This window comes from Streptomyces sp. NPDC050806 (genome assembly GCF_055586425.1).
The window spans coordinates 18,127-40,034 of record NZ_JBVJIF010000015.1; the positions used below are offsets into that span (position 1 = coordinate 18,127).

Sequence of the window (21,908 nt, forward strand, 5' to 3'; positions counted from 1 at the left end):
GTACTTGGCCCGTGGCGCTCGCCCGCCGCGGGGCGCCCGCCCCGAAGAGGCAGCTCTCGCCAACCGCACGGCGGCTCAGCGCCAGGTGAACTCCGGCTGGGCCACTGTGTCGACCCGTGTAGCCCGCCCCAGGAGGGCCACTTCGCGGAACTGCCACAGCAGTGCGCCGGTCGGCGCGTGGATCACCATCCCCGCGCGCAGCGGCATCTGCAGCAGCGGCCCGCCGTCCGGAGCCGTCGCCCACCGCGGCAGGTCCGGCTTCATCAGCCGCCGCAGCAGTACGTGGTGCAGCGACTGCACCTCCTTCGGGTCGGGGCGCGGCTGCACAGGGCCCCGGGGGACGACGACCAGCGGTGTGATCACGAAGCCCGACTCGGTACGGAAGTCGTCCAGCAGCCCGGCGACCTCCTCCGGGCCGGCCTCGACGCCGGTCTCCTCGGCCAGTTCCCGGAGCGCCGCGTCCTGTGCCGACTCGGCCTCGTCCAGGCGGCCGCCCGGGAGCGCCCACTGTCCGGCGTTGCGGCCGCGCGGCGCCCGCTTGATCACCAGGACGTGCGGCTCGTCGCGGAACGGGACCACGGTGAGGCACACGGCGGCGCTCCGCACGCCTTCCGGTACGGGTACCTCGCGTCGCTCGAACGCCGCCAGATTGGCGCGCAGCGCGGCTTCGAGCCGGGACGGATCCGCGAGGTCCGCTTCCTTCAACGTCGACATCGGCATCATCACGATGTACCACGCGCGGACGCCCGTTCCCACCCCTCTGCGGACGTTGCCGGCCCCCCTTCTGCGTAGCCTCACTCGCTCTTGCCCACGCCGTACACGGCTGGTCCCATGGGTGAGGGGCGGGTCCCGCAGGGCGGCGGTATCCCGCCGGAGGCGAGTCCCGCAAGGGGTGATGTCCGTGAAGCCGACACCGGACGACCCCGACCGGCACTTCCGGCCACACGCCCCGGACCGGCTCTTCCTGCCGCGCGACCCCGACCGGTTGTTCCTCCCGCCGGACGACGACCTCGCGCCGAACCGCCCGGGGGAGACGCTGCGTACCTTCCTCGCCGAACACCCGCTCGACGGCCCCGCCCTCCTCGGGGCCAGGCTCCTGGGCCGCCACCCCGTGCAGGACGACTGGCGGCGCCGGCTCGCCGCGGAGAGCGCGGTGGGCGCGGAGCTTGAACGGCTGGGCCGTGGCGGCTGGCACGTACTGCACTCCCTGCCGCTGCCGCCCGGGAGCGAGATCAGCCACCTCCTCATCGGGCCGGGCGGCGTCTTCTGCCTCGCCACGGAGGCGGTGCGCGGCGCGCGGGTACGGGCCGACGCCACCGATGTGCGCCCGGGGTACGGCCGGCGCCCGCAGCCGTACGTGCGCCGTACCCGGCAGCGTGCCGTGCGCGCGACGTACGCGCTGACCCGTGGCTGCGGCTTCCCGGTGCCCGTCCGCCCCGTACTCGTGCTCGTCGGGCCTCGCCACATCGAACAGCTGCCGGAGGAGCAGGAGGCGGGCGCGCACTGCGAGCCGGAGGTGCGCCTGGTGGCCGGCGCGCAGGCGGTCACGGCACTCGGCGCGCTCGGCGGCGTACTGCCCCCGGCGGCCGTCGACCGCATCCACACCGTCGCCCGCAACCGCCGCACGTGGAACGGCCTCTGAGCGCGGCCGGCGGGCCACCTCCGGCCGACAGGCGGACGCCCCTTGGGCGACAACCGGGCCCCTCGTGACGGTCGCTGGACGACCGCCGTGAGACCCCTGGGAGGCCTTCGGAGGGGCACTGGGTGACCGTCGGAAGGGCACGGGACGACCGCCGACCGCCGGACGCAGCCCTTGACGTCCCGCAGCTGCCCACCCCCGGCACCGCTCCGGCGCCGGGCGTTACCGCAGCGCCGGGTGGTCGGCGACCGCCGTGCAACCACAGCGCCACATGGCTGGCGACCACCGCGCTACCGCAGCGCCGATCGGCCGGCGATCACCGCGCTACCGCAGCGCCGGGTGGTCGGCGACCACCGTGCAGGAGCCCGGGGCGATCTCCGTGTAGCCCGCGTCGCGGACCACGGGGAGGCCGCTGCGGGTCAGCTTCGCCCAGTGGTCCGGGGCCGCCGTACGGACGGCCAGCGGGAAGCCGGCCGTGCGCCAGGCCGTGCGTTCGGCTTCGGACAGCGCCCACCATGCGAGCTGCGCGCCGTGTCCCGCCTGGGCCATCGCCTTGCCCGCCGACATCTCCAGATCCGGGCTCAGCCACAGCACCGGGCCGTCCGGGGCGGGCGCGGCAGGCGGCTCCGGGTCGTCCAGCTCGGTCCCCGAGACCTGGAGCTTGGCCAGCTCCTTGGGCCAGCCGTCCAGCGGCACCGGCGGGAAGACCCGCACCTCGGCGGAGCCGCCGTCGACCGTGATGCCCGGCAGCGCCGCGGCGCGGCGCCACTCGGCGCCCCGTGCACGCCGCACGACCTTGCGGATCCGCGCGTCCTGCCAGTCCCGCACGGCCGCGGCCCACTCGCCCTCGCCGAGCGAGCGCTCGTCCGAGAGCAGCACGAGAACCGCACGCGCGGCCGTCTCCAGCGCGTCCGTACGCGCCGGCGGTGCGGCCTTCTCCAGGCGGACGACCAGCGGCAGCACGAACTGCGGTGCCGCGTCGCGGTCGGTCTCCGCACGGCGCGGAGCGGCGGACGGCGGCCCGCCGTCCGCCGCGGCCGGGGTGCCCGGGGCGTCGGTGCTGCTCACGGTGGTGTCGGTGCTGCTGAGGGGAGTCTCGGTGTTGCTCACGGTTTCAGTCTGCCAGCCGCTACCGACACCCCCCGGCGAGGCGGCCGGAGCCCGGCGTGCGCCCGGCCGCTGTTGGCGGAGGGGAACGTTCCGGGCGATCATCCTCCTCATGCAGAGCGAACTCTTCTCGTCCGAGCATTTGGTCACGCAGGCCAGTGCCCCCGGTATGACGCTGCAGAACGCCAAGTCCATCAAGTACGCGGTGGACGGCGAGTGCTACGCGCGCCAGGGCTCCATGGTCGCCTTCCGCGGCAACCTCCAGTTCGAGAAGCAGGGCCAGGGGGTGGGCAAGTTCCTCAAGCGCGCGGTCACCGGCGAGGGGCTGGCTCTCATGGCCGTGCGTGGTCAGGGGGAGGTGTGGTTCGCCCACGAGGCGCAGAACTGCTTCATCGTGGACCTCGCCCCCGGTGACAGCATCACGCTCAACGGGCGCAACATCCTGTGCTTCGACTCCACGCTGTCCTACGAGATAAAGGTCGTGAAGGGCGCCGGCATGACCGGCGGCGGGCTCTTCAACTCCGTGTTCACCGGCCACGGACAGCTCGGCGTGATGTGCGAGGGCAACCCGATCGTCATCCCCGTCAGCCCGCAGCTGCCGGTCCACGTCGACACGGACGCGGTGGTCGGCTGGAGCGCCGCCCTGACGACCTCGCTGCACCGCTCGCAGAGCGTCGGGTCGATGATCCGAGGCGGCTCGGGGGAGGCCGTACAGCTGCGCCTCGACGGCGAGGGCTTCGTGATCGTGCGCCCGAGCGAGGCCAAGCCCGCAGCGGCTTCGAACGGCTGAGGAACGAGGGCCGGCACGGAGGCGGATCCGCATGAAGCTGCACAAGGTCGGGCGACGGTACGGGCTGCGCGGCCCCTGGGTGCTGCGCGACGTCGACCTCGAAGTGCCGCGCGGCGTGCTGCTGCGCTTCGAGGGCACGAACGGCAGCGGCAAGTCGACGCTGCTGCGCCTGTTCGCCGGCATTGACGCGCCCAGTATGGGCCGTGTCACGGGACGCCCGCGCACCGCGTACGTCCCCGAGCGCTTCCCCGCCGCGCTGCCCTTCACCGCCCTCGGGTACCTCAGCCACCTCGGGCGCGTCCACGGGCTGCGCGGTGCCGCGCCGGCCCGCCGGGCCACGGAGTGGCTGGAGCGCTTCGGGGCAGCCGGCCACGCCCGTACGCCACTCGCGGAGCTGTCCAAGGGCACCAGCCAGAAGGTCGCCGTGGCCCAGGCGCTGCTCGCCGAGCCCGAACTGCTGGTCCTGGACGAGGCGTGGACCGGTCTGGACCGCACGGCGCGCGGCACGCTCGACCGCGCGGTGGCCGAGCGCGTCGCGGCGGGCGGCACCGTCGTCTTCGTCGACCACGACCCGGCGCGCCTGGCCGGTGCCGCGGATGCCTGCTACCGGGTCGCGGACGCGCGCCTGCGGCCCCAGGAGACGGCCACGCGCGCGGCGGACGCCGCGTCGGGACCGCGCGTGACCGTCGTGGCGCAGGGACCGCCCGGCGCCGTACCGCCCGAGAGCCTCCCGGGGACGCCCGTCACCGCACCCGGCCCGGACGGCACGACCCGGTTCACCGTGCCCGCCCCACACTCCGACACGCTGCTGCACGCCCTGCTGACGGCCCGCCCGCCCTGGCACATCCATGCCGTGACCCCCGAAGAAGCCCGTCCCGACCGGACCGCACCGAGGCCTGAATCCCCGTGATCCCGCTGCTCCGTTACCACTTCGCGCTGCTCATCGGTTCGCACCGCTGGCTGCCGCCCGCCGTCCTGTACGCCGCGTACGTGGCGATCGGCATCCGGGCCGGTGACCCGGTGCTCGACGGATTCGGGTACGTCGCGGCGCCCCTGCTGCCCGTGGCCGCGTGGCTGGTGCGGGCCGGCGTGACCGCCGAGCCGCCCGCCGCCCGGGCCTGCACCGCGGCGGCCGTCGGCCCCGGCCGCGCGCACCTGGCGGCGGTGTCCGTCGCCGCGCTGGCCGCGACGGCGCTGGGCGCGCTGGGTACGGCCTTCACCGCGCTGGTCTCCGACCCGCACAGCGCCGATCACCGCGTCGCGGTACCGATGGGGGCCGCGACCCTCGCCGGGGCGCTCACGGCCCTGTGCTGCGTCCTGTTGGGCACGGCCGTCGGGGCGCTGGCCAACCGGCCGGTGGTGCGCAGCCCGGGCCGGGCGATCCCGACGGGCGCGCTGGCCGCCCTGCTGCTGCTCGTCGCCGCGGGATCGCCCGCGAACGCCGCGGTCAGCGGCCTGGTGACCGGCTCGCCGCACGGCACGGTCACGGTGCCCTGGCTGCCGCTGGGCATCGCCGCACTGATCGGTGCGGCGGCCGTGGCCGGGGCCTGCGCGCTCAGCTCCCGGCGCACCTGAGCCGCGGCCGGGGCCCGGGCACAGGGCTTAGGCTCGGGATCATGCCGACCGACAGCCAGCGCCCCGGTCCCGAAGACGCACCGCCCGCGGGCCCCGGGGAGGAGACCCCCGATGCGTCGCGGGCGGAGACGTCCGGTGCTTCCCGGGAGAAGGCACCCGCCGCCTCCCACGAGGAGGCACGCGTCGCCTCACCTGAGGAGCCGTTCGCGGAGTGCGTCCTGTGCCGTGCGCCCACCGAGTACCCGGAGTCCACGCCGGGCATCGTCCTGTGCCCGCGCTGCGAGTGGCAGGAGGCCCAGCGCACCGCCTGCTCGGGCTAGCGGACAGGCGGTACGCGGTCACTCCGGGCGCACGGCCGCCGGGGCCGGAACGGCGTCAGAACGGCCCCGTCACCGCGAACGTCGTCCCCGGCGTGTAGCAGTTCACGTACATCGTGCGCCCGTCCGGCGCGAAGGTGACGCCGGCGAACTCGCCCCACTCCGGCTTCTCCGGCGTCCCGATGTTCTGCCGGCCGCGCGCCATCGGGTACACCGAGCCCTTCCTCGTCACGCCGAAGACGTGCTGGGCGCCCTCGCCGTCCTCGCACACCATCAGGCCGCCGCTGGGGGCGAGGCAGATGTTGTCCGGGGACTCGCCGGGCAGTTGGAGGTCCGCGTCGGGCCCGAAGACGACCACCAGCGTCAGCCGCCGCGCCTTCGGGTCGTACCGCCACACCTGCCCGTAGTGGTCGGCGGCCGACCCCTCGTCGCGGTGCGCGAAGCTGGACACGAAGTACACGCTGGAGCCGCCCCAGTAACAGCCCTCCAGCTTCTGGGCGTGCGTGATGCCCTTGCGCCCGAAGTCCTGGAAGCGGATGGCGGTCTGCTTGGCCAGCGGGTCCGGGACGTCCACCCACTCGATGCGGTCGAACGTCGCGCCCGTCTCCTGGATGGCGGAGAGGTCCTTCACCCCCGGAACGCGCATGGCCTGCAGCCGGCCGCCCGCACGCAGTGAACCGGTACCGCCCATCGGCTTGTTCGGGTGGAAGCGGTAGAAGAGCCCGAACGGCTTCTCGAAGGCGTCCTCGGTCTCGTAGACCGTGCCGTCCCGCGGGTCGATGGCTATCGCCTCGTGCTGGAAGCGGCCCATGTCCTCGAGCGGCACGGCCCCGGTGCGGCGCGGGTCGTACGGGTCGACCTCGAAGATGAATCCGTGGTCCTTGGTGTAGCCCTCCTCGCCCGCCTTGTACTCGGTCTCCTCGCAGGTCAGCCAGGTCTTCCACGGGGTGGGCCCACCGGCGCAGTTGGTGGAGGTGCCGGCGATGGCAACCCGTTCGGAGACCACCTCGTTGTGCGCGTCGACCTCGATGGCGGTGCACCCGCCCTCGCCCATGGGGTCGTACGTGATGCCGTCCACGGTGGGCACGGCGGCACGCGACTTGCGGCGGTTCTCGTGGTTCCGCACGAGGTGGGTGTGGCCGCGGCGGCCGCGGAAGGCGGCCATGCCGTCGCAGTTGCTCGGCACCTTGCCCTCTCCGGAGAGCAGCGGGTCGCCCTCCCGGGACAGCACCTTGTAGCGGAAGCCCTTGGGGAGGTCGAGCAGGCCGTCCGGGTCGGGAACCAGCGGTCCGTAACCGCCGCGGCCCATGCCCTGGGCGCTGGCGGTGCCGGCGAAGATCTCCGAGACGGCGCCGGAGAAGACGATCCCCGCTCCCACCGCGCCGGTTCTGGCGAGCATCTGACGTCGTGTTGCGGACATGAGGCAACTCCCTGCTGGCGGACAGGTGATGACCGCATGTGTGTACCACGCCACACGTCCGCCGGGAACCACGCGCGTAGAAGTGCCCTGGGGAGCCCTGACGGGGTCTCCGGCGCCCTCGCGGGAGCGCCGGGTCCTAGTTCTCCGTCAGCTGCTTGGCGTCCCGCGCCAGCGCCGTCAGACGCGAGATCGCGCGGAAGTACTTCTTGCGGTAGCCGCCGTTGAGCATCTCCTCGCTGAACAGCTCGTCGAACGGCTTGCCGGACGCCAGCACCGGCACCTCCCGGTCGTAGAGCCGGTCGGCCAGCACGACCAGCCGCAGGGCCGTTGACTGGTCCGGCACCGCCTGTACGTCCCTGAGGCAGACCGCCCGGATGCCGTCGCACATGGCGCCGTACCGGCTCGGGTGCACCTTCGAGAGGTGGTCCAGCAGCGCGGGGAAGTCGTCGAGGGAGGCGCCGGGCGTGGCGTACGCGACGCGGGTGACGGTCTGGTCGTCGAACGGCGCGGGCGCCTCGGGCAGTCCGCGGTGGCGGTAGTCCTGGCCATCGATGCGCAGCGGGCGGAAGTGTGCGCTCAGCCCCTGGATCTCGCGCAGGAAGTCGGCGGCGGCGAAGCGGCCCTCGCCGAGCTTGCCGGGCAGGGTGTTCGAGGTGGCGGCCAGCGCCACGCCGTGCTCGACCAGCTTGGCGAGCAGGGAGGAGACCAGCACCGTGTCGCCCGGGTCGTCCAGCTCGAACTCGTCGATGCACAGCAGGCGGTGCCCGCTGAGGGTGCGGACCGTCTCCTGGAAGCCGAGCGCGCCGACCAGGTTGGTCAGCTCCACGAAGGTGCCGAACGCCTTGAGCTCCGGCGGGGCCGCCGTGGCGTGCCACAGGGAGGCCAGCAGGTGGGTCTTGCCGACGCCGTAGCCGCCGTCCAGGTAGACGCCGCGCGGCCCCTTGGGCGCCTCGGGCTTCTTCGAGAACCAGCGCCGCTTGCCCCCCGAAGGGCTCGCGGCGCCCCCGATGCTCGCCGCGAAGGAGCTGAGCACCTGTACCGCCTCGGCCTGGCTGGGCTGTGCCGGGTCCGGGATGTACGTCTCGAAGCGCGCGCTCTGGAAGCGCGGCGGCGGCACCATCTCCGCGACCAGCCGGTCGGCGGGGACGTGCGGGGCACGCGCGGTGAGCGCGGCCGGAGCCGCGTCGTCCGAGGGGCCGGCGGCGGCCTGGCCGGTTATCGGAGCGGGCTGCGAGGGCGACGAGGGGTTCGAAGGTGACACAACGCTCCAGGGTAGTCGCTGCGGGGCAGCGACCGGGCCGCTGAGCGAGACATGTCACACGGCCTTCTCCGTGCCACACTGCGGCCCATGCGACGTCTGTTCCCTTCTCCAGCCCAGCCCGCGCCGTCCGGAAATGTTTCGCCCGAAGGAGCTGCCCAAGCGGTGGTGTCATCGCCGCCTGAGGGGTACCGGGAGTGGATGGACGACCGGGAATGGACGCTGGACGAGCTGGCGGAGGCCTACGCGTACCCGGAGGGGACGCGGGCGGCGGCGCCGGGCACGGCGGTACACGGATGGCTGCGCGCCAACATGGTGTCCTCCGTGGACGGCGCCGCGCACCACGAAGGCCGCTCGCAGCCGCTCTCCAGCGACGCCGACATGCGCATCTTCGGAGTGCTGCGAGGGCTGGCCGACGCGGTGGTGGTCGGCGCGGAGACGGTGCGCCGGGAGGGGTACCGGCCGGCGAAGGCGCGGGAGGCCTTCGCGGCGCGCCGGGCGGCGGCCGGACAGGGGCCGGCCCCGGCGATCGCCGTGGTGACCGCGAGCCTGGAGCTGGACTTCTCGCTGCCGCTCTTCACGCAGGCGCCGGCGCCCACGGTGCTGCTGACCGGTGCCGCCGCCGATGCCGACCGCGTGCGGGAGGCGCGCGCCGCCGGTGCGGAGGTGATCTTCGTCGGGGAGGGCGCGGCGGTGGACCCCGCGCGGGTGACCGGCGCGCTCGCGGACCGGGGTTTCACCCGGCTGCTCACGGAGGGCGGGCCGCGGCTGCTCGGCCAGTTCGCCGCGGCGGGCGCGCTGGACGAGCTGTGTCTGTCGCTGGCGCCGCTGGTGGTGGCGGGGGACGCGCCGCGGATCATGAACGCGCCCGGCTCGGCGGTACCGGAACGGTTCCGGCTGGCTTCCGTGCTGGAGGAGGCCGGCTTCCTGTTCACTCGCTACCGCAGGCCGTGAACCGTTTCACCCGGCGTCCTCGGCGATCGGCGGAATTTTCCGTTCCGCTTAGCTTCCATTGGGCACACTAAAGGACAAAGGTCCCGCCCCGCGGCGGGGCAGGATGGTTTCTGTCGGGCCGTTCCCCGGGGCGGTCCATGAAGCGGAGAAGAAGGGCACGCGTCGTGTTCACGAGCGTATTGATGATCGAGAAGCCTCTGGCGCCCGCGGACGTGGAGTTCGTGACCACGCTGCACGGCGACGACGAGGTCTCCTTCGTCGTCCTCATGCAGCCGCGCGGCGAGCAGGACGTCTTGCTGCGGGCCATCGACGACGTCGCCCTCGGCGAGTTCGACGAGGCGGTGCGGGAGGGTGACGAACCCGAGGGCGAGGAGGCGGAGCCGCCCGCGGAGCGGGCCTTGTCGTACACCCTGCAGCAGCTGCGGAACGCGGGCGCTGAGGCCATTGGGCAGGTGGTCGAGGACCACCCGCTGGACCTGCTGCGGTCGGTCGTCGACCAGACGGGGGCCGATGAGGTGATCGTGCTGACCGCGCCGCACTTCGTGGAGGAGTTCTTCCACCGTGACTGGGCCTCGCGGGCTCGGCACAAGGTCGGCGTGCCTGTGCTGAAGCTGTTCTCGCACGCGGGGGAGCGGGCGGGGGAGCAGGACGAGCCGGCCGGGGGCTGACGCCCTGTGGGGGCCGACGCTCCGTGGGGCCCACGCCCTGGGGGGGAGCGGTGCGTGCCGGGTGCGGTGGCGCTGGCGGGTGCGGCGCCGTTTGCTGCCGCGAGGGGTTTGCGTACGTTGCCGAGTGCGGCGCCGTTTCGCCTGCGGCGGGCGGCGCCGCTGCGCGGGGCTTGACGCTGCGGTGCCGGGCCTCCGCGGCAGGGGGTCCGGACTGCTTCGCTTTACGTCCGGACCCCCTGCCGCTCCGGCCCGTCCCCTCCCGTCGGTGGGGGGTGGAAAGGCGGTGGGGGTTTCTGCTCGTTGTCAGGTGCGGGTGGGTGTTGTGAGTCGGCCGTCCTGGACCGTCACTACCGTGTCCGCCGATTTCAGGTGTGACGGGTCGTGGGTCACCAGGACGGTGGCTGTGGCGCGTTCGTGGGTGAGGGTGGTCAGCAGTTCCAGTACGGCTGCGCCGCGTTCCTGGTCCAGGGCGCTGGTGGGCTCGTCCACCAGGAGGACGGCCGGGTCGTTCATGAGGGCCCTCGCGATGTTGACGCGTTGGCGCTGGCCGCCCGAGAGCTGATGGGGGCGGCGGTCGGCGTGGTCCGCCAGGCCTACCGCGGCCAGCAGCTCGCGCGCTCGTGACGCCGCCCTGCGGGGTGGCCGGCCGGCCACGTGGGCCAATGCCTGGAGCTGTTCGGCCGCGGTCAGTGAGGGCAGCAGGTTGGGCTGCTGGAAGACCGTGCCGACCTTGTCGCGGCGGAGTGCGGTCAGCCGGGCGCGGCTCATCCCGGTGGTGGCCACGCCGTCGATCGTGACGGTGCCGCGGTCCGGGGTGATCAGGGTGGCGGCCACCGCCAGCAGGCTGGACTTGCCGGACCCCGAAGGGCCGATGACGGCGGTCGTCGAGCCGGCCGGTACGTGCAGCGACACCGCGTCCAGTGCGGTCAGCCGGGCGTCGCCGTCGGGATAGGTGAGGGTGACGTCGGTCAGGGTGAGGGTCATCGGGCGCTCCACGGGGTGTTCGGGGCGGTACGGGGGCGGGGGTGGTGGTGGAGCGTCACCGGGCGCTCCCGAGGGCCGTCAGGGGGTCCACGGACGTGATGCGGCGGACGGCCAGGGCCGCGCCGGCCGCGCCCAGCGTGATCATGACCAGCGCCGGTACGAGCACGGTGGCCGGCTCCAGGACGAAGGGCACGGTGCCGCCGACCGCCGCGCCCACTCCGGCCGCGAGCGCGGTGCCCAGCCCCGTACCGAGGGCCAGCAGGACGACGGCCTGTCCGAGCGCGTCCCTGAGGAGGTAACGGGTCGAGGCGCCGAGCGCCTTCAGTACGGCGACGTCGCCGCTGCGCTGGATCGTCCATACGGTGAAGAACGCGCCGATGACCAGCGCCGAGATGGCGAAGAGGAAGCCGCGCATCAGTTGGAGCGAGCCGTTCTCGGCGGTGTAGGAGCCGATGGCCTGGAGGGAGTCGGCGGTGCTCACCGTTCTGGTGCCGAGTCGGCGGTCGGCCGTCGCCAGGTCGCCGGGCGTGGCGTCCTGGGTGGTCAGTGCGAGGACGGTCGAGCCGTTCGGGCCGCCGCCCACGCGCTGCCAGTCGGCGAGGGAGAGCCATGCGACGGGGGTGTGGCTGTACATCGCTTCGCCCGCCACGGCGGTCACCCGCAGTCGCTGCCCTGCCAGTGTGAACCGGTCGCCTGTCCGTACGCCCAGTTCCTCGGCGGCCTGCTGGGAGAGCACCGCCCTGCCGGGTGCGACCTGCCGCGCCTCGGGGGAGAAGCCGGGGCGGGCTCCGAAGGCGGACACCGCGGCGCTTCGTGCGCCGGACTCGGCCTTCGTGGTGGCGATGCCCAGCGGATCGGCCCGCTCCACGCCGGGCACGGCGGCCCAGCGCTCGGCGGTCTTCGTGCTGATGTGCGAGTCGGTGAACGATACGCCGTCGTCCCCGGCGGGGGCGGAGAAGACGAGATGGTCGGCGGGCAGGTGGGTGATCGCCGAGGTGTTCTCCCGGCCGAGGCCGGCCGTCAGGCCGGACAGCAGTCCCACCAGCACGGTGATCAGCACGATGACGGTCCCCATCAGGGCGAACCGGCCCTTGGCGAACCTCAGGTCTCTCCAGGCGACGAACACGGCCCTCTGACGTCCTTTGCGTACGGTGCCGGGCCGGTGCCCGGCGGCTGCCCCCAATCTCGCCGGGGCGGGGTGCGCCGGGCATCGCGCCGCGGAGGGGTTCCCGCGGATCGAAAGAGAGCGGGATCGGTCAATCTTTCGGTTGATGCCGGAGGGGTGGGCTCCGCCTAGCCTTGAGGAGCGCCCTGCCCCGACGAGATCGGGGCGGACCGGCGCCCCGTACCCATACGAGTACGCGAGACCCGGAATGAGCACGTGAACCCGCACTCCCTCACCCCCGTCCTCCGTGTGCTGCGGCTCTGCCTGCACCTGATGGTCGCCGCGCTGCTGGCGCTCGCCGCGGGCCGCGCGGTCGCCGCGCACGCGCCCGACGCGCCGGCCGTCATCGGGGCGGCGGCCGTGCTCGCCCTCGTGTACGCGCTCGGGCCCGTCCTCCCGAAGGTCTCCGCCGCGCCCGCTGCCGCCGCCCTCTGGCTCGCCGCCGTACTGGCCGTCTGGGCGACGCTGGTCCTGCTCACCCCGGACGGCGTGTGGCTCGCCTTCCCGCTCTTCTTCGTGCAGCTCCACCTGCTGCCCCTGAAGTGGGCGCTGCCGCTCGTCGCGGTCACCACCGCCGTGGCCGTCGGGGGTTTCGGGTGGCACGCCGGCACGCTCACCGTGGGCACGGTCGTCGGGCCCGCCCTCGGAGCGGCCGTCGCGGTCGCCGTCGTCCTCGGCTACCAGGCGCTGTACCGGGAGAGCGAGCAGCGCCGTCGTGTGGTCGAGGAGCTGACGGAGGCCCGCAACGACCTGGCCGCCGCCGAGCGCACCGCGGGGGTCCTGGCCGAGCGGGAACGGCTGGCGCGCGAGATCCACGACACCCTCGCCCAGGGCCTGTCCAGCATCCAGCTGCTCCTGCGCGCCGCGGAACGCTCCCTGCCGGAACGCCCCGGGGACGCCCTCGGCCACGTACGGCACGCCCGCGAGGCCGCCGTCGACAACCTCGCGGAGGCCCGCCGCTTCGTCCGCGCCCTGAGCCCGCCCGGCCTGGAACACGGCTCGCTGCCCGCCGCCCTGGAGCGGCTGTGCGCCACCACGGCACGCGCCTCCGGACTCGCCGTGCACTGCCACGTGTCCGGTACGCCCACGGGCCTGCCCACCGCTCAGGAGGTCGCCCTGCTCCGCATCGCCCAGTCGGCGCTGGCCAACACGGTGCGGCACGCCGCGGCACAACGGGCGGAGCTGACGCTCAGCTACATGGACACCGAGGTCGCCCTCGATGTCGTGGACGACGGCACCGGCTTCCTGCCCGACACGGTCCCGGCCCCCGGTACGGACACCGAGGGCGCGGGCTTCGGCCTCGCCGCGATGCGCGCCCGTGCGCGCGCCCTGCACGGCACCTTCGTGGTCGAATCGGCGCCGGGGGAGGGCACGGCCGTCGCGGTCACCCTGCCCCTCGCACACCCGTCCGGCGTCGCCCCGCCCCACGCGGACCCGCCCACCACCCCGCCCGACCCCTCCGAACAGGCCTGCACGTGACCGACACCCCCCCGCACCGGCAGCCCCGCCGCCCCGGAAGGCGGCCGCATCCGCCTCCTCCTGGCCGACGACCACCCCGTGGTACGCGCCGGGCTGCGGGCCGTACTGGAGACGGAACCGGACTTCGAGGTGGTCGCCGACGTCCCCACCGCCGAGGAGTCCGTGGCGCTCGCGGCCCGGCTCGGCGTCGACGTGGTCCTCATGGACCTCCAGTTCGCGGGCGAGATGCGCGGCCCGCAGGCCACCGCCGAGATCACCGCCCAGGAGGGCGCGCCCCGCGTCCTGGTGCTCACCACGTACGACACGGACGCCGACATCCTCGCCGCCATCGAGGCCGGCGCCACCGGCTACCTCCTCAAGGACGCGCCGCCCGAGGAACTGGCCGCCGCGGTCCGCACCGCGGCGGCGGGAAAGTCCGCGCTCGCGCCGGCCGTCGCGCTGCGCCTGATGGACCGCATGCGCACCCCCGCGGCCGTGCTCTCGCGCCGCGAGACGGAGGTGCTGCAACTGGTGGCCGACGGCCTGTCCAACGCGCGGATCAGCAAGCGGCTCTTCCTCAGCCAGGCGACCGTGAAGTCCCACCTCGTGCACATCTACACCAAGCTCGGGGTCGACTCCCGTACGTCCGCGGTCGCGGCGGCGACGGCGCAGGGACTCATCCGGCGCTGATCCGCGCCGCGTGGCGGGGGCCGACCGGCCGTGGCCGGGTTTGTCGGTGCGGGGTGCGAGAATCGAGCCCGACCGACAAGCCGGCCGGCGACCGCCGGCCGACCGCACCGACCAGGGAGACGTCACGATGGCACCCGGCATCCCCGCCACGATGGACCGACCGCACTTCATCGGCATCGGCGGCGCCGGCATGTCCGGCATCGCGAAGATCCTGGCGCAGCGCGGCGCCGCCGTCGCGGGCAGCGACGCCCGGGAGTCGGCGACCGTCCTGGCCCTGCGCGAGGCCGGCGCCACGGTCCACATCGGCCACGCCGCCGAGCACCTCGCAGCGGACGCCACCAGCGTCGTCGTCTCCTCCGCCATCCGCGCCGACAACCCCGAGCTGGCCGCCGCGGCCGAGCGCGGCATCCCGGTCGTGCACCGCTCCGACGCCCTGGCCGCCCTGATGGACGGCGCCCGCCCCCTCGCCGTCGCCGGCACGCACGGCAAGACGACCACCACCTCCATGCTGGCCGTCGCCCTCACCACCCTGGGCCTCGACCCCTCGTACGCCATCGGCGGCGACCTCGACGCGCCCGGCTCCAACGCCCGGCACGGCGCGGGCGAGATCTTCGTGGCCGAGGCCGACGAGTCGGACCGCAGCTTCCACAAGTACGCCCCCGAAGTCGCGATCATCCTCAACGTCGAGCTGGACCACCACGCCAACTACGCCTCGATGGACGAGATCCACGAGTCCTTCGAGACCTTCGTGGGCCGGGTCCGCACGGGCGGCACCCTCGTCGTCTCCGCCGACCACGAGGGCGCCCGCGAGCTGACCGCCCGCGTCCGCGGCCGCGACGGCCTCACGGTCGTCACCTACGGCGAGGCGGACGACGCCGACCTGCGCGTCCTGGACATCACCCCGCACGGCCTGACCAGCGAGGTCACCGTGGTGCTCGGCACCGGCGAGCGACTGGCCTTCACCGTCTCCGTCCCCGGCCGGCACTACGCGCTGAACGCCGTGGCGGCGCTGGCCGCCGGCGTGGCCCTCGGGGTTCCGGCCGCCGACCTCGCCACCGCCCTCGGCTCGTACACCGGCGTCAAGCGGCGCCTCCAGCTCAAGGGCGAGGCCAAGGGCGTCCAGGTCATCGACTCGTACGCGCACCACCCCACCGAGATGACCGCCGACCTGGAGGCGATCCGGGGCGCCGCCGCCGGCTCCCGCGTCCTCGTCGTCTTCCAGCCGCATCTCTTCTCCCGCACCCAGGAGCTGGGCCGGGAGATGGGCCAGGCGCTGGCGCTGGCCGACGCCTCCGTGGTCCTGGACATCTACCCGGCCCGCGAGGACCCGATTCCCGGCGTGACCAGCGACATGATCGTCAAGGCCGCCGAGGCGGCCGGCGCGACGGTGACCGCCGAGCACGACAAGGCCGCGATCCCCGAGGTCGTCGCCGGAATGGCGGGCCCCGGTGACCTTGTTCTGACCATGGGCGCGGGCGACGTGACGGAGCTGGGACCCGAGATCCTGGCCCGCCTCGGCGCCTGAGGCGGACCCACCGGACACCCACCGGCCCGAAGGAGCGAGAGCATGGCCTACGAGATCGACAAGCCCGACGAGCAGTGGCGCGCGGAGCTGAGCCCCGCGGAGTACCACGTCCTGCGCGAGGCCGGCACGGAGCCCGCCTTCGTCGGCGAGTACACCGACACCGAGACGTCCGGCGTCTACTCCTGCCGGGCCTGCGGCGCGGAGCTCTTCCGGTCGGACACGAAGTTCGCCAGCCACTGCGGCTGGCCGTCCTTCTACGACCCGAAGGACTCCGACGCCGTCGAGCTGCTGGAGGACCGCTCCCACGGCATGGTCCGTACGGAGGTCCGCTGCGCCCGCTGCGGCTCCCACCTCGGCCACGTCTTCGAGGGCGAGGGCTACGCCACCCCCACGGACCAGCGCTACTGCATCAACTCCATCTCGCTGCGGCTGGCCGCCGACGAGGGCTGAGCCCGGTCGGCCGGCCGAGCGCCACGGGCCCCGGTACGGAACCGCAGTACGTAGGTGAGCGACGAGGCCCTGCCCAGGAGGCGGGGCCTCGCTCGCGTGCGCCGGGACCGTCGCGCGGGTGCGCGAGTCGGGTGCCCGAGCCTGACGGATCGCCGGGCGCGCGGGCCGCACGGCGCGCTTCATCGCGCGGCGAAGCGGAAGCCGTTGCGGTACTCCGTCGGCGTGGTGGCCAGTTGGCGGCGGAAGGCCCGGATGAGGGTGTCGACGGTGCCGAAGCCGCAGGTCCCGGCGATGCGTTCGAGCGTGTCGTCAGTGGACTCCAGCCGGTTGCGGGCGAGTTCGACGCGGGCGGACTCGATGTAGGCGGCCGGTGTCATGCCGAGGTCGGCCTTGAAGATGCGTGAGAGCTGGCGTTCGGAGACGTGGGCGTGCGCGGCCAGGTCGGCGAGGCCGAGCGGCCCGGACAGGTGGCGGCTGATGTAGTGCCGCAGCTCCTCGATCCGGCGGGTGGGGGAGACGGGTTCGAGGGGCACGGAGAACTGGCTCTGCCCGCCGGGGCGCTTGAGGTACATCACGAGCTGGCGGGCCACGCGCAGCGCCGTGGCCTCGCCGAAGTCCTCGGCGACCAGGGCCAGGGACAGGTCGAGGCAGGAGCTGATGCCCGCGCCGGTCCACACGGCGCCGTCGCGGATGAAGATCGGGTCGGCGTCCACGGTGACGGCCGGATGGTCGGCGGCGAGCTGGTGGGCGGTCGACCAGTGCGTGGTCGCGCGCTTGCCGTCGAGCAGGCCGGCGGCGGCCAGGATGTGGGCGCCGACGCACACGGAGGCGACGCGGCGCGCGGTGCCGGCGAGCTGCTCGACGCGGGCGGTGACGGCCGGTTCCGCCAGGGCGGTCACGCGCCGGTCGGCGTCGATGCGTACGGAGCCGGGTACCAGGAGTGTGTCGATGCTCCGGCCGGCCACCTCGTCGAAGGCGATGTCGGGCAGGACCCGCACCCCGGCGGCGGTGGTGACCGGCTCAGCGGTTTCGGCGGCCAGCAGCACCTCATAGCCGGCACCGGCACCGGCTTCGGCATCGGTGCCGACCTCGCGCCGCAGCAGGGCGAACACCTCCGGTGGCCCGGTGATGTCCAGCAGGTCGACGCCGTCGAAGACCACGATGACGACGAGACGTTCGGGTGCGGGCACCCATCCTCCTTGTGCGTGACGGGAACTGCTGTGTGTCCAGAGCTGCCGGCTGTGCGGAGCCGCCGAGTGTCCGGAGCAGCCGAGCGTGTCCGGATCTGCAAGTTGCATGACATTGCAGACATCGGCGAGCGGATCGTAGCGTCGAACACGTCGGCGCCGCCAGGCGACCGGCACCCCAACACCCCGCCTGAGAAGGGCTTTTCCCATGGCTACGACGACGCTGCGGCAGCTCAACGGATTCGACGAGGCCCCGGCTTCCCTCGCCGACGCCACGCTGATCATGATCGACTTCCAGCGCACCTACACCCGGGGCGTGCTGGAGCTGTCCGGCTGGCGCGCGGCGCTGGACGCCGCCGCGGCGCTGCTGGCGCGGGCGCGCGAGGCGGCGACACCGGTCGTCCACGTCGCCCACGACGGCGGCCCCGGCACCCCGTACGACATCCGTGCGGAGATCGGCTCCCTCCACCCCGACGTGGCGCCGGCCGACGGCGAGCCGGTCGTGGTGAAGCACGCGCCGAACGCGTTCCACGACACCGACCTCCAGCAGAAGGTCGAGGCCGCCGGCCGCAAGAACGTGATCATCGCGGGCTTCATGACGCACATGTGCGTCACCTTCACCGCCGAGGGCGCGTTCCTGCGCGGCTACGCGCCCACCGTCGTCGCCGACGCCTGTGCCACGCGGCCCCTGACGGGCGCCGGCACCGCCCTGTCCGCCGAGCAGATCCACCACGGCGCGCTCGCCACGATCGGCGACCTCTACGGCGTCGTCGTCGCGAAGGGCGCCGACCTGGCGTAGCGCCCGGCGTGACGGCCGCGGGGCCTGCCGTACGGCTCACTTCACCGTACGGGTCAGCACCTTCCCCAGGTCGTACCGCACCGGCTCCTCCAGCTGTGCGTACGTGCAGCTCTCCGGCGTGCGGTCCGGCCGCCAGCGGCGGAACTGGGCGGTGTGCCGGAAGCGCTGCCCGTTCTCCATGTGGTCGTACGCGACCTCCAGGACGCGCTCCGGGCGCAGCGGCACCCACGACAGGTCCTTCTTGCCGCTCCAGCGGCTGGGCGCGCCGGGCATCCGCGCGGACTCGTGCGCCTCCTCGTTCGCCCAGTCGGCCCAGGGGTGGCCCGCCGCCGACGTCATGCGCAGCGGCTCCAGCTCCGTCACCAACTCCTCGCGCCGCTTCATGGAGAACGCGGCGCACACGCCTACGTGGTGCAGCGTCCCGGCCGCGTCGTAGAGGCCCAGCAGCAGCGAGCCCACCACGGGGCCGCTCTTGTGGTGGCGGAAGCCGGCCAGCACGCAGTCCGCCGTGCGTTCGTGCTTGACCTTGACCATCACCCGCTCGTCGGGCCGGTAGGGCATGTCCAGCGGCTTGGCGATCACGCCGTCCAGCCCGGCGCCCTCGTACTGCGTGAACCACTCGGCGGCGACGTCGCGGTCCGTGGTGGCGGGCGCGAGGTGTACGGGGGCCTCGGTGCCCCGCAGCGCTTCGGTGAGCCGCGTTCGCCGCTCCTTCTGGGGCGTGTTCAGCAGTGCTTCGTTGTCCAGCGCCAGCAGGTCGAACGCCACGAAGCCGGCCGGGGTGCGCTCTGCGAGCAGGTCCACCCGGGACTTGGCGGGGTGGATGCGTTCGGTGAGCGCGTCGAAGTCCAGCCGGTCGCCGCGCGCGATCACGATCTCGCCGTCCAGGACGCAGCGCGCGGGGAGGTTGGCGCGCAGCGCCTCGACCAGTTCGGGGAAGTAGCGGGTGAGGGGCTTGCCGGTACGGCTGCCGAGTTCGACCTCGTCGCCGTCCCGGTAGACGATGGCCCGGAAGCCGTCCCATTTGGCCTCGTACTGCATGCCGGGCGGGATCTTGGCCGCCGGCTTCGCCAGCATCGGCTTCACGGGCGGCATCACCGGGAGATCCATGTCTTGATTGTGCGCGTACGCCCCTTGTGTCGCCCGGCGAGCGCGCCCGGCCGCGCGCCCTTACCGTGGCGGTCATGGGCGGTGCAGGCGGTACCGGAGGTGCGCGGGGCGCCGGAGCTGCGCGCGGGGCCGAGGACGCGAGCGGCGCCAGGAGTGCGGCCACGGAGATCGACGCCGGCGGCCGTACCGTACGGCTGTCGCACCCGGACAAGGTCTACTTCCCGGAGCGCGGCTTCACGAAGCTGGACGTGGCGCAGTACTACCTGGCCGTCGGTGACGGCATCATCCGTGCGCTGCGCGACCGGCCGACGACCCTGGAGCGGTACCCGGACGGCGTCACCGGTGAATCCTTCTTCCAGAAGCGCGCCCCGAAGAACAGGCCCGACTGGCTCCCGACCGCCCACATCACCTTCCCCAGTGGCCGGTCCGCCGACGAGATCTGCCCCACCGAGGTCGCCGCCGTGCTCTGGGCGGCCAACCTCGGCTGCCTGACCTTCCACCCCTGGCCGGTCCGCCGCGACCGGCCCGACCACCCCGACGAGCTGCGCATCGACCTCGACCCGCAGCCGGGCACCGACTACAAGGACGCCGTACGGGCCGCCCACGAGCTGCACGCGCTCCTGGACGAACTGGGGCTGCGCGGCTGGCCGAAGACCTCCGGGGGGCGCGGCCTGCACGTCTACGTGCCGATCGAGCCGCGCTGGACCTTCACCGAGGTGCGACGTGCGGCCATCACCCTCGGGCGCGAGCTGTCCCGCCGGATGCCGGACCGGGTCACCACGGCCTGGTGGAAGGAGGAGCGCGGTACCCGGGTCTTCGTGGACTACAACCAGATGGCGCGGGACCGCACCATCGCCTCCGCGTACTCGGTGCGGCCCCGGCCGCGGGCCACGGTGTCCGCGCCGCTGCGCTGGGACGAGCTGGACGACGCCGAGCCGTTCGACTTCGATCTGGGCACGATGCCGGCCCGGTACGCGGAACGGGGCGACGTGCAGGCCGACATGGCCGACCACGCCTTCGGGCTGGAGCGCGTCTTCGAACTCGCCGAGCGCGACGCCGACCTCGGCGACCTGCCCTATCCGCCCGACCACCCGAAGATGCCGGGCGAGCCCACCCGCGTCCAGCCGAGCCGCGCCCGGCACTGACCGGACGCCCCGGCTGGCCCGGTGCCCGGTCCCGGCCGCACCCGTCCCCGCCGTCCGGTCCCGGCTACACCCGTCCCCCGCGCCGGATACGGGTCGCCAGCCACAGGTCGAAGCGGTCGTCGGCGTCGTCCAGGCGGCGGCCGGTGAGGGACATCGCCTTGTCGAGGCGGTTGCGGACGGTGTGCCGGTGGACGCCCAGGCGGCGGCTGGTGGTGTCCCAGGAGCCGCCGGACTCCAGCCAGGCGGCCAGCGTCGAGATCAGCTCCTCGCCGTTGTCCGTGAGGTCCAGGGGGCCGAGGACGGCGTCCGCGTAGCCGAGGAGGGTACGCCGGTCGCCCAGCTCCAGGAGCAGCCGGCTGGCCTGGCTCTCCCGGGCCTCGACCGGCTCGCCCGTGGCCCGGCTGAGGCCCAGCAGCCCGCCGGCCTGCCGCAGGGACGTCCGGACGGCCTCCGGGGCCGTCAGCGGGCCGAGACCGGCCGGGCAGCCCGGGGCGAAGCGGCCGAGGACGTCCCGTACGTCCAGCTCCGCGCCGACCACCGCCTCGACGAGGCCGCCCTCCGTGACCCGCACCAGTCCGCCCGGTACGGCGAGGGCGAGGTCGGCGGCAGACTCCTGGGCCGTCTCTCGTGAGGCCTCGAACACCACGCCACGCACGCGGTCGGCGGCGAGCCCCACGGAGGCGAGGATGTCCCGCGCGCGGCCCGCGGCACGCTCCTGGCCGGCCTCCGGCTCGGCGAGCAGTTCGGCGAGCAGCGCGGAGCGGCGGCGCCGCTCGGGCTCGTCCATGAGGTGGCGGCGCTCCAGCTCCAGGGAGAGGAGCGAGACCAGGCCGGGCACGACGGCGCGGGCCGAGGTGTCGGGGCCGCCGCTGAGGAGGAGCAGACCGCGCAGCCGGCGGGCGCCCAGCGGCTGCACCTCTAGTTGCAGCCCGCCGGCCGTACTGGCGGCGCTGCCGCGCAGCCCCCGGGAGGCCACCCGGTCGATGAGGTCGCGGGCGTCGTCCACCACGGGGGCGGCGTCCGGCCCGCCCGAGGCGAGCAGCCGGCCCAGGGGATCGAGGACCGCGGCGCCGACCCCGGTGGCGGCCGTCCACTCCTCCAGCATCGGGCGCAGCCCGTTGTCGGTGGCCGCCGCGGTCAGCCGCCGCTGGGTGGCGAAGGCCCGCTGGAGCACCTGCCGCTCCTCGTGGGCGCGCGCCTCGAAGACCGCCTTCGTGACGGCGATGAACGGCACCTCGTCCGGGACGGTGAGCAGCGGCAGCCCGGCCTCCTGCGCCGCGTCCACCAGGGGCTGCGGCGCCGCCTGGTACGGCAGGCCGTGCCCGAGGCCGAGCGCCAGGGCCGCGGCCCCGCCGGCCGCCACGTCGGCGACGTACGCCCGGCAGTCGGCGGGCTCCATCGGGAGCAGCAGGCCGATGGTCATCAGCAGCTCGCCGCCCTGCAGCCACTCCCCGGGATGCAGCAGGTCGGAGACGGTGGCGGCCTCGATCGTGCGGTCCAGCAGCCCGGGCGCCGGGGCGCCGGTGACCGACAGGTTCAGGTCGGCACGGGCCAGGAGGTCGGTGAGGTACAGCGGCATAGACATAGTGTCCATCACATATCTATCGGATGGACGATCGGGCGATCGAAGCGGCTCCGAACGGGCCCGTAGGTTCACACCACCGTGC

22 protein-coding genes are annotated in these 21,908 nt (G+C 74.0%); 13 read left to right on the forward strand and 9 right to left on the reverse strand.

The features are described from left to right. Nucleotides 1-75: 75 nt before the first annotated feature. Nucleotides 76-714: an NUDIX hydrolase gene (locus ACZ6WH_RS36280; protein ID WP_432859708.1), complete on the reverse strand. Its 639-nt coding sequence runs from the start codon at nucleotides 712-714 to the stop codon at nucleotides 76-78. Between the two features lie 187 nt (nucleotides 715-901). Between ACZ6WH_RS36280 and ACZ6WH_RS36285 the strand changes: the two genes are divergently transcribed. Continuing rightward, entirely contained in the window at nucleotides 902-1,642 is a 741-nt protein-coding gene (locus tag ACZ6WH_RS36285) for a nuclease-related domain-containing protein (RefSeq protein ID WP_469734063.1), read from the forward strand. 321 nt (nucleotides 1,643-1,963) lie between these two features. Here the strand turns inward: ACZ6WH_RS36285 and ACZ6WH_RS36290 are convergent, their stop codons facing one another. Further along, the gene (locus ACZ6WH_RS36290) at nucleotides 1,964-2,707 is read right to left on the reverse strand and encodes a peptidyl-tRNA hydrolase (protein ID WP_469734219.1); all 744 of its coding nucleotides are present in this window, start codon (nucleotides 2,705-2,707) and stop codon (nucleotides 1,964-1,966) included. Between the two features lie 151 nt (nucleotides 2,708-2,858). Here ACZ6WH_RS36290 and ACZ6WH_RS36295 point away from each other — a divergent pair, with 151 nt between their 5' ends. Genes ACZ6WH_RS36295 through ACZ6WH_RS36310 form a run of 4 tightly spaced genes read left to right on the forward strand, consistent with a single transcriptional unit; the run spans nucleotide 2,859 to nucleotide 5,431 of the window. Then, entirely contained in the window at nucleotides 2,859-3,536 is a 678-nt protein-coding gene (locus tag ACZ6WH_RS36295; RefSeq protein ID WP_361565279.1) for an AIM24 family protein, read from the forward strand. A 31-nt stretch (nucleotides 3,537-3,567) separates the two neighbouring features. Further along, a complete protein-coding gene (locus ACZ6WH_RS36300) occupies nucleotides 3,568-4,446 on the forward strand; it encodes an ATP-binding cassette domain-containing protein (protein ID WP_469734065.1) in 879 nt (292 codons plus the stop codon). Continuing rightward, the gene (locus ACZ6WH_RS36305; protein WP_469734067.1) at nucleotides 4,443-5,111 is read left to right on the forward strand and encodes an ABC transporter; all 669 of its coding nucleotides are present in this window, start codon (nucleotides 4,443-4,445) and stop codon (nucleotides 5,109-5,111) included. Before ACZ6WH_RS36300 ends, ACZ6WH_RS36305 begins: the two co-directional genes overlap by 4 nt. 41 nt (nucleotides 5,112-5,152) lie before the next feature. Beyond that, a complete protein-coding gene (locus tag ACZ6WH_RS36310; RefSeq protein ID WP_469734070.1) occupies nucleotides 5,153-5,431 on the forward strand; it encodes a hypothetical protein in 279 nt (92 codons plus the stop codon). Nucleotides 5,432-5,486: 55 nt separating this feature from the next. Here ACZ6WH_RS36310 and ACZ6WH_RS36315 read toward each other — a convergent pair whose 3' ends face one another. Both ACZ6WH_RS36315 and zapE read right to left on the reverse strand, forming a co-directional pair. Beyond that, nucleotides 5,487-6,848, reverse strand: a complete 1,362-nt coding sequence (locus tag ACZ6WH_RS36315; RefSeq protein WP_432859717.1) for an alkaline phosphatase PhoX — start codon at nucleotides 6,846-6,848, stop codon at nucleotides 5,487-5,489. Between the two features lie 136 nt (nucleotides 6,849-6,984). Next, nucleotides 6,985-8,067: a cell division protein ZapE gene (gene zapE / locus ACZ6WH_RS36320; protein ID WP_469734221.1), complete on the reverse strand. Its 1,083-nt coding sequence runs from the start codon at nucleotides 8,065-8,067 to the stop codon at nucleotides 6,985-6,987. Between the two features lie 240 nt (nucleotides 8,068-8,307). On the opposite strand from zapE, the gene ACZ6WH_RS36325 reads away from it, so the two are divergent. Further along, nucleotides 8,308-9,060 carry a pyrimidine reductase family protein gene (locus tag ACZ6WH_RS36325; protein WP_469734223.1) on the forward strand — a complete coding sequence of 251 codons (753 nt, stop codon included), beginning with the start codon at nucleotides 8,308-8,310 and terminating at the stop codon, nucleotides 9,058-9,060. A 164-nt stretch (nucleotides 9,061-9,224) separates the two neighbouring features. Continuing rightward, complete coding sequence (locus tag ACZ6WH_RS36330; protein WP_432859721.1) at nucleotides 9,225-9,728, forward strand: indole-3-glycerol phosphate synthase; 504 nt, start codon at nucleotides 9,225-9,227, stop codon at nucleotides 9,726-9,728. A gap of 303 nt (nucleotides 9,729-10,031) precedes the next feature. Here the strand turns inward: ACZ6WH_RS36330 and ACZ6WH_RS36335 are convergent, their stop codons facing one another. Both ACZ6WH_RS36335 and ACZ6WH_RS36340 read right to left on the reverse strand, forming a co-directional pair. Then, complete coding sequence (locus ACZ6WH_RS36335; RefSeq protein WP_469734074.1) at nucleotides 10,032-10,712, reverse strand: ABC transporter ATP-binding protein; 681 nt, start codon at nucleotides 10,710-10,712, stop codon at nucleotides 10,032-10,034. A gap of 55 nt (nucleotides 10,713-10,767) precedes the next feature. Continuing rightward, nucleotides 10,768-11,838, reverse strand: coding sequence for an ABC transporter permease (locus ACZ6WH_RS36340; RefSeq protein ID WP_469734076.1), 1,071 nt, complete (start codon nucleotides 11,836-11,838; stop codon nucleotides 10,768-10,770). A gap of 312 nt (nucleotides 11,839-12,150) precedes the next feature. Between ACZ6WH_RS36340 and ACZ6WH_RS36345 the strand changes: the two genes are divergently transcribed. The 4 genes from ACZ6WH_RS36345 (at nucleotide 12,151) to msrB (ending at nucleotide 16,000) form a co-directional block, all read left to right on the forward strand. Continuing rightward, nucleotides 12,151-13,356 (forward strand): sensor histidine kinase, encoded by a 1,206-nt coding sequence (locus ACZ6WH_RS36345; protein WP_469734224.1) that lies wholly within the window; start codon nucleotides 12,151-12,153, stop codon nucleotides 13,354-13,356. A 48-nt stretch (nucleotides 13,357-13,404) separates the two neighbouring features. After that, complete coding sequence (locus ACZ6WH_RS36350) at nucleotides 13,405-14,025, forward strand: response regulator (RefSeq protein ID WP_469734226.1); 621 nt, start codon at nucleotides 13,405-13,407, stop codon at nucleotides 14,023-14,025. 127 nt (nucleotides 14,026-14,152) lie between these two features. Next, a complete protein-coding gene (gene murC / locus ACZ6WH_RS36355; RefSeq protein ID WP_469734078.1) occupies nucleotides 14,153-15,550 on the forward strand; it encodes a UDP-N-acetylmuramate--L-alanine ligase in 1,398 nt (465 codons plus the stop codon). 42 nt (nucleotides 15,551-15,592) lie between these two features. Then, nucleotides 15,593-16,000 (forward strand): peptide-methionine (R)-S-oxide reductase MsrB, encoded by a 408-nt coding sequence (msrB, locus tag ACZ6WH_RS36360; protein WP_399719328.1) that lies wholly within the window; start codon nucleotides 15,593-15,595, stop codon nucleotides 15,998-16,000. 179 nt (nucleotides 16,001-16,179) lie between these two features. On the opposite strand, the gene ACZ6WH_RS36365 is transcribed toward msrB, so the two are convergent. Next, nucleotides 16,180-17,190, reverse strand: a complete 1,011-nt coding sequence (locus tag ACZ6WH_RS36365; RefSeq protein ID WP_469734080.1) for a GlxA family transcriptional regulator — start codon at nucleotides 17,188-17,190, stop codon at nucleotides 16,180-16,182. A 205-nt stretch (nucleotides 17,191-17,395) separates the two neighbouring features. Here ACZ6WH_RS36365 and ACZ6WH_RS36370 point away from each other — a divergent pair, with 205 nt between their 5' ends. Next, nucleotides 17,396-17,986: a cysteine hydrolase family protein gene (locus tag ACZ6WH_RS36370; RefSeq protein ID WP_469734082.1), complete on the forward strand. Its 591-nt coding sequence runs from the start codon at nucleotides 17,396-17,398 to the stop codon at nucleotides 17,984-17,986. Between the two features lie 36 nt (nucleotides 17,987-18,022). On the opposite strand, the gene ACZ6WH_RS36375 is transcribed toward ACZ6WH_RS36370, so the two are convergent. Next, the gene (locus ACZ6WH_RS36375) at nucleotides 18,023-19,096 is read right to left on the reverse strand and encodes an ATP-dependent DNA ligase (protein WP_469734084.1); all 1,074 of its coding nucleotides are present in this window, start codon (nucleotides 19,094-19,096) and stop codon (nucleotides 18,023-18,025) included. A 74-nt stretch (nucleotides 19,097-19,170) separates the two neighbouring features. On the opposite strand from ACZ6WH_RS36375, the gene ligD reads away from it, so the two are divergent. Continuing rightward, nucleotides 19,171-20,241, forward strand: a complete 1,071-nt coding sequence (gene ligD, locus ACZ6WH_RS36380) for a non-homologous end-joining DNA ligase (protein WP_469734085.1) — start codon at nucleotides 19,171-19,173, stop codon at nucleotides 20,239-20,241. 64 nt (nucleotides 20,242-20,305) lie between these two features. Here ligD and ACZ6WH_RS36385 read toward each other — a convergent pair whose 3' ends face one another. Continuing rightward, complete coding sequence (locus ACZ6WH_RS36385; RefSeq protein WP_469734228.1) at nucleotides 20,306-21,826, reverse strand: PucR family transcriptional regulator; 1,521 nt, start codon at nucleotides 21,824-21,826, stop codon at nucleotides 20,306-20,308. Nucleotides 21,827-21,908: the final 82 nt, after the last annotated feature.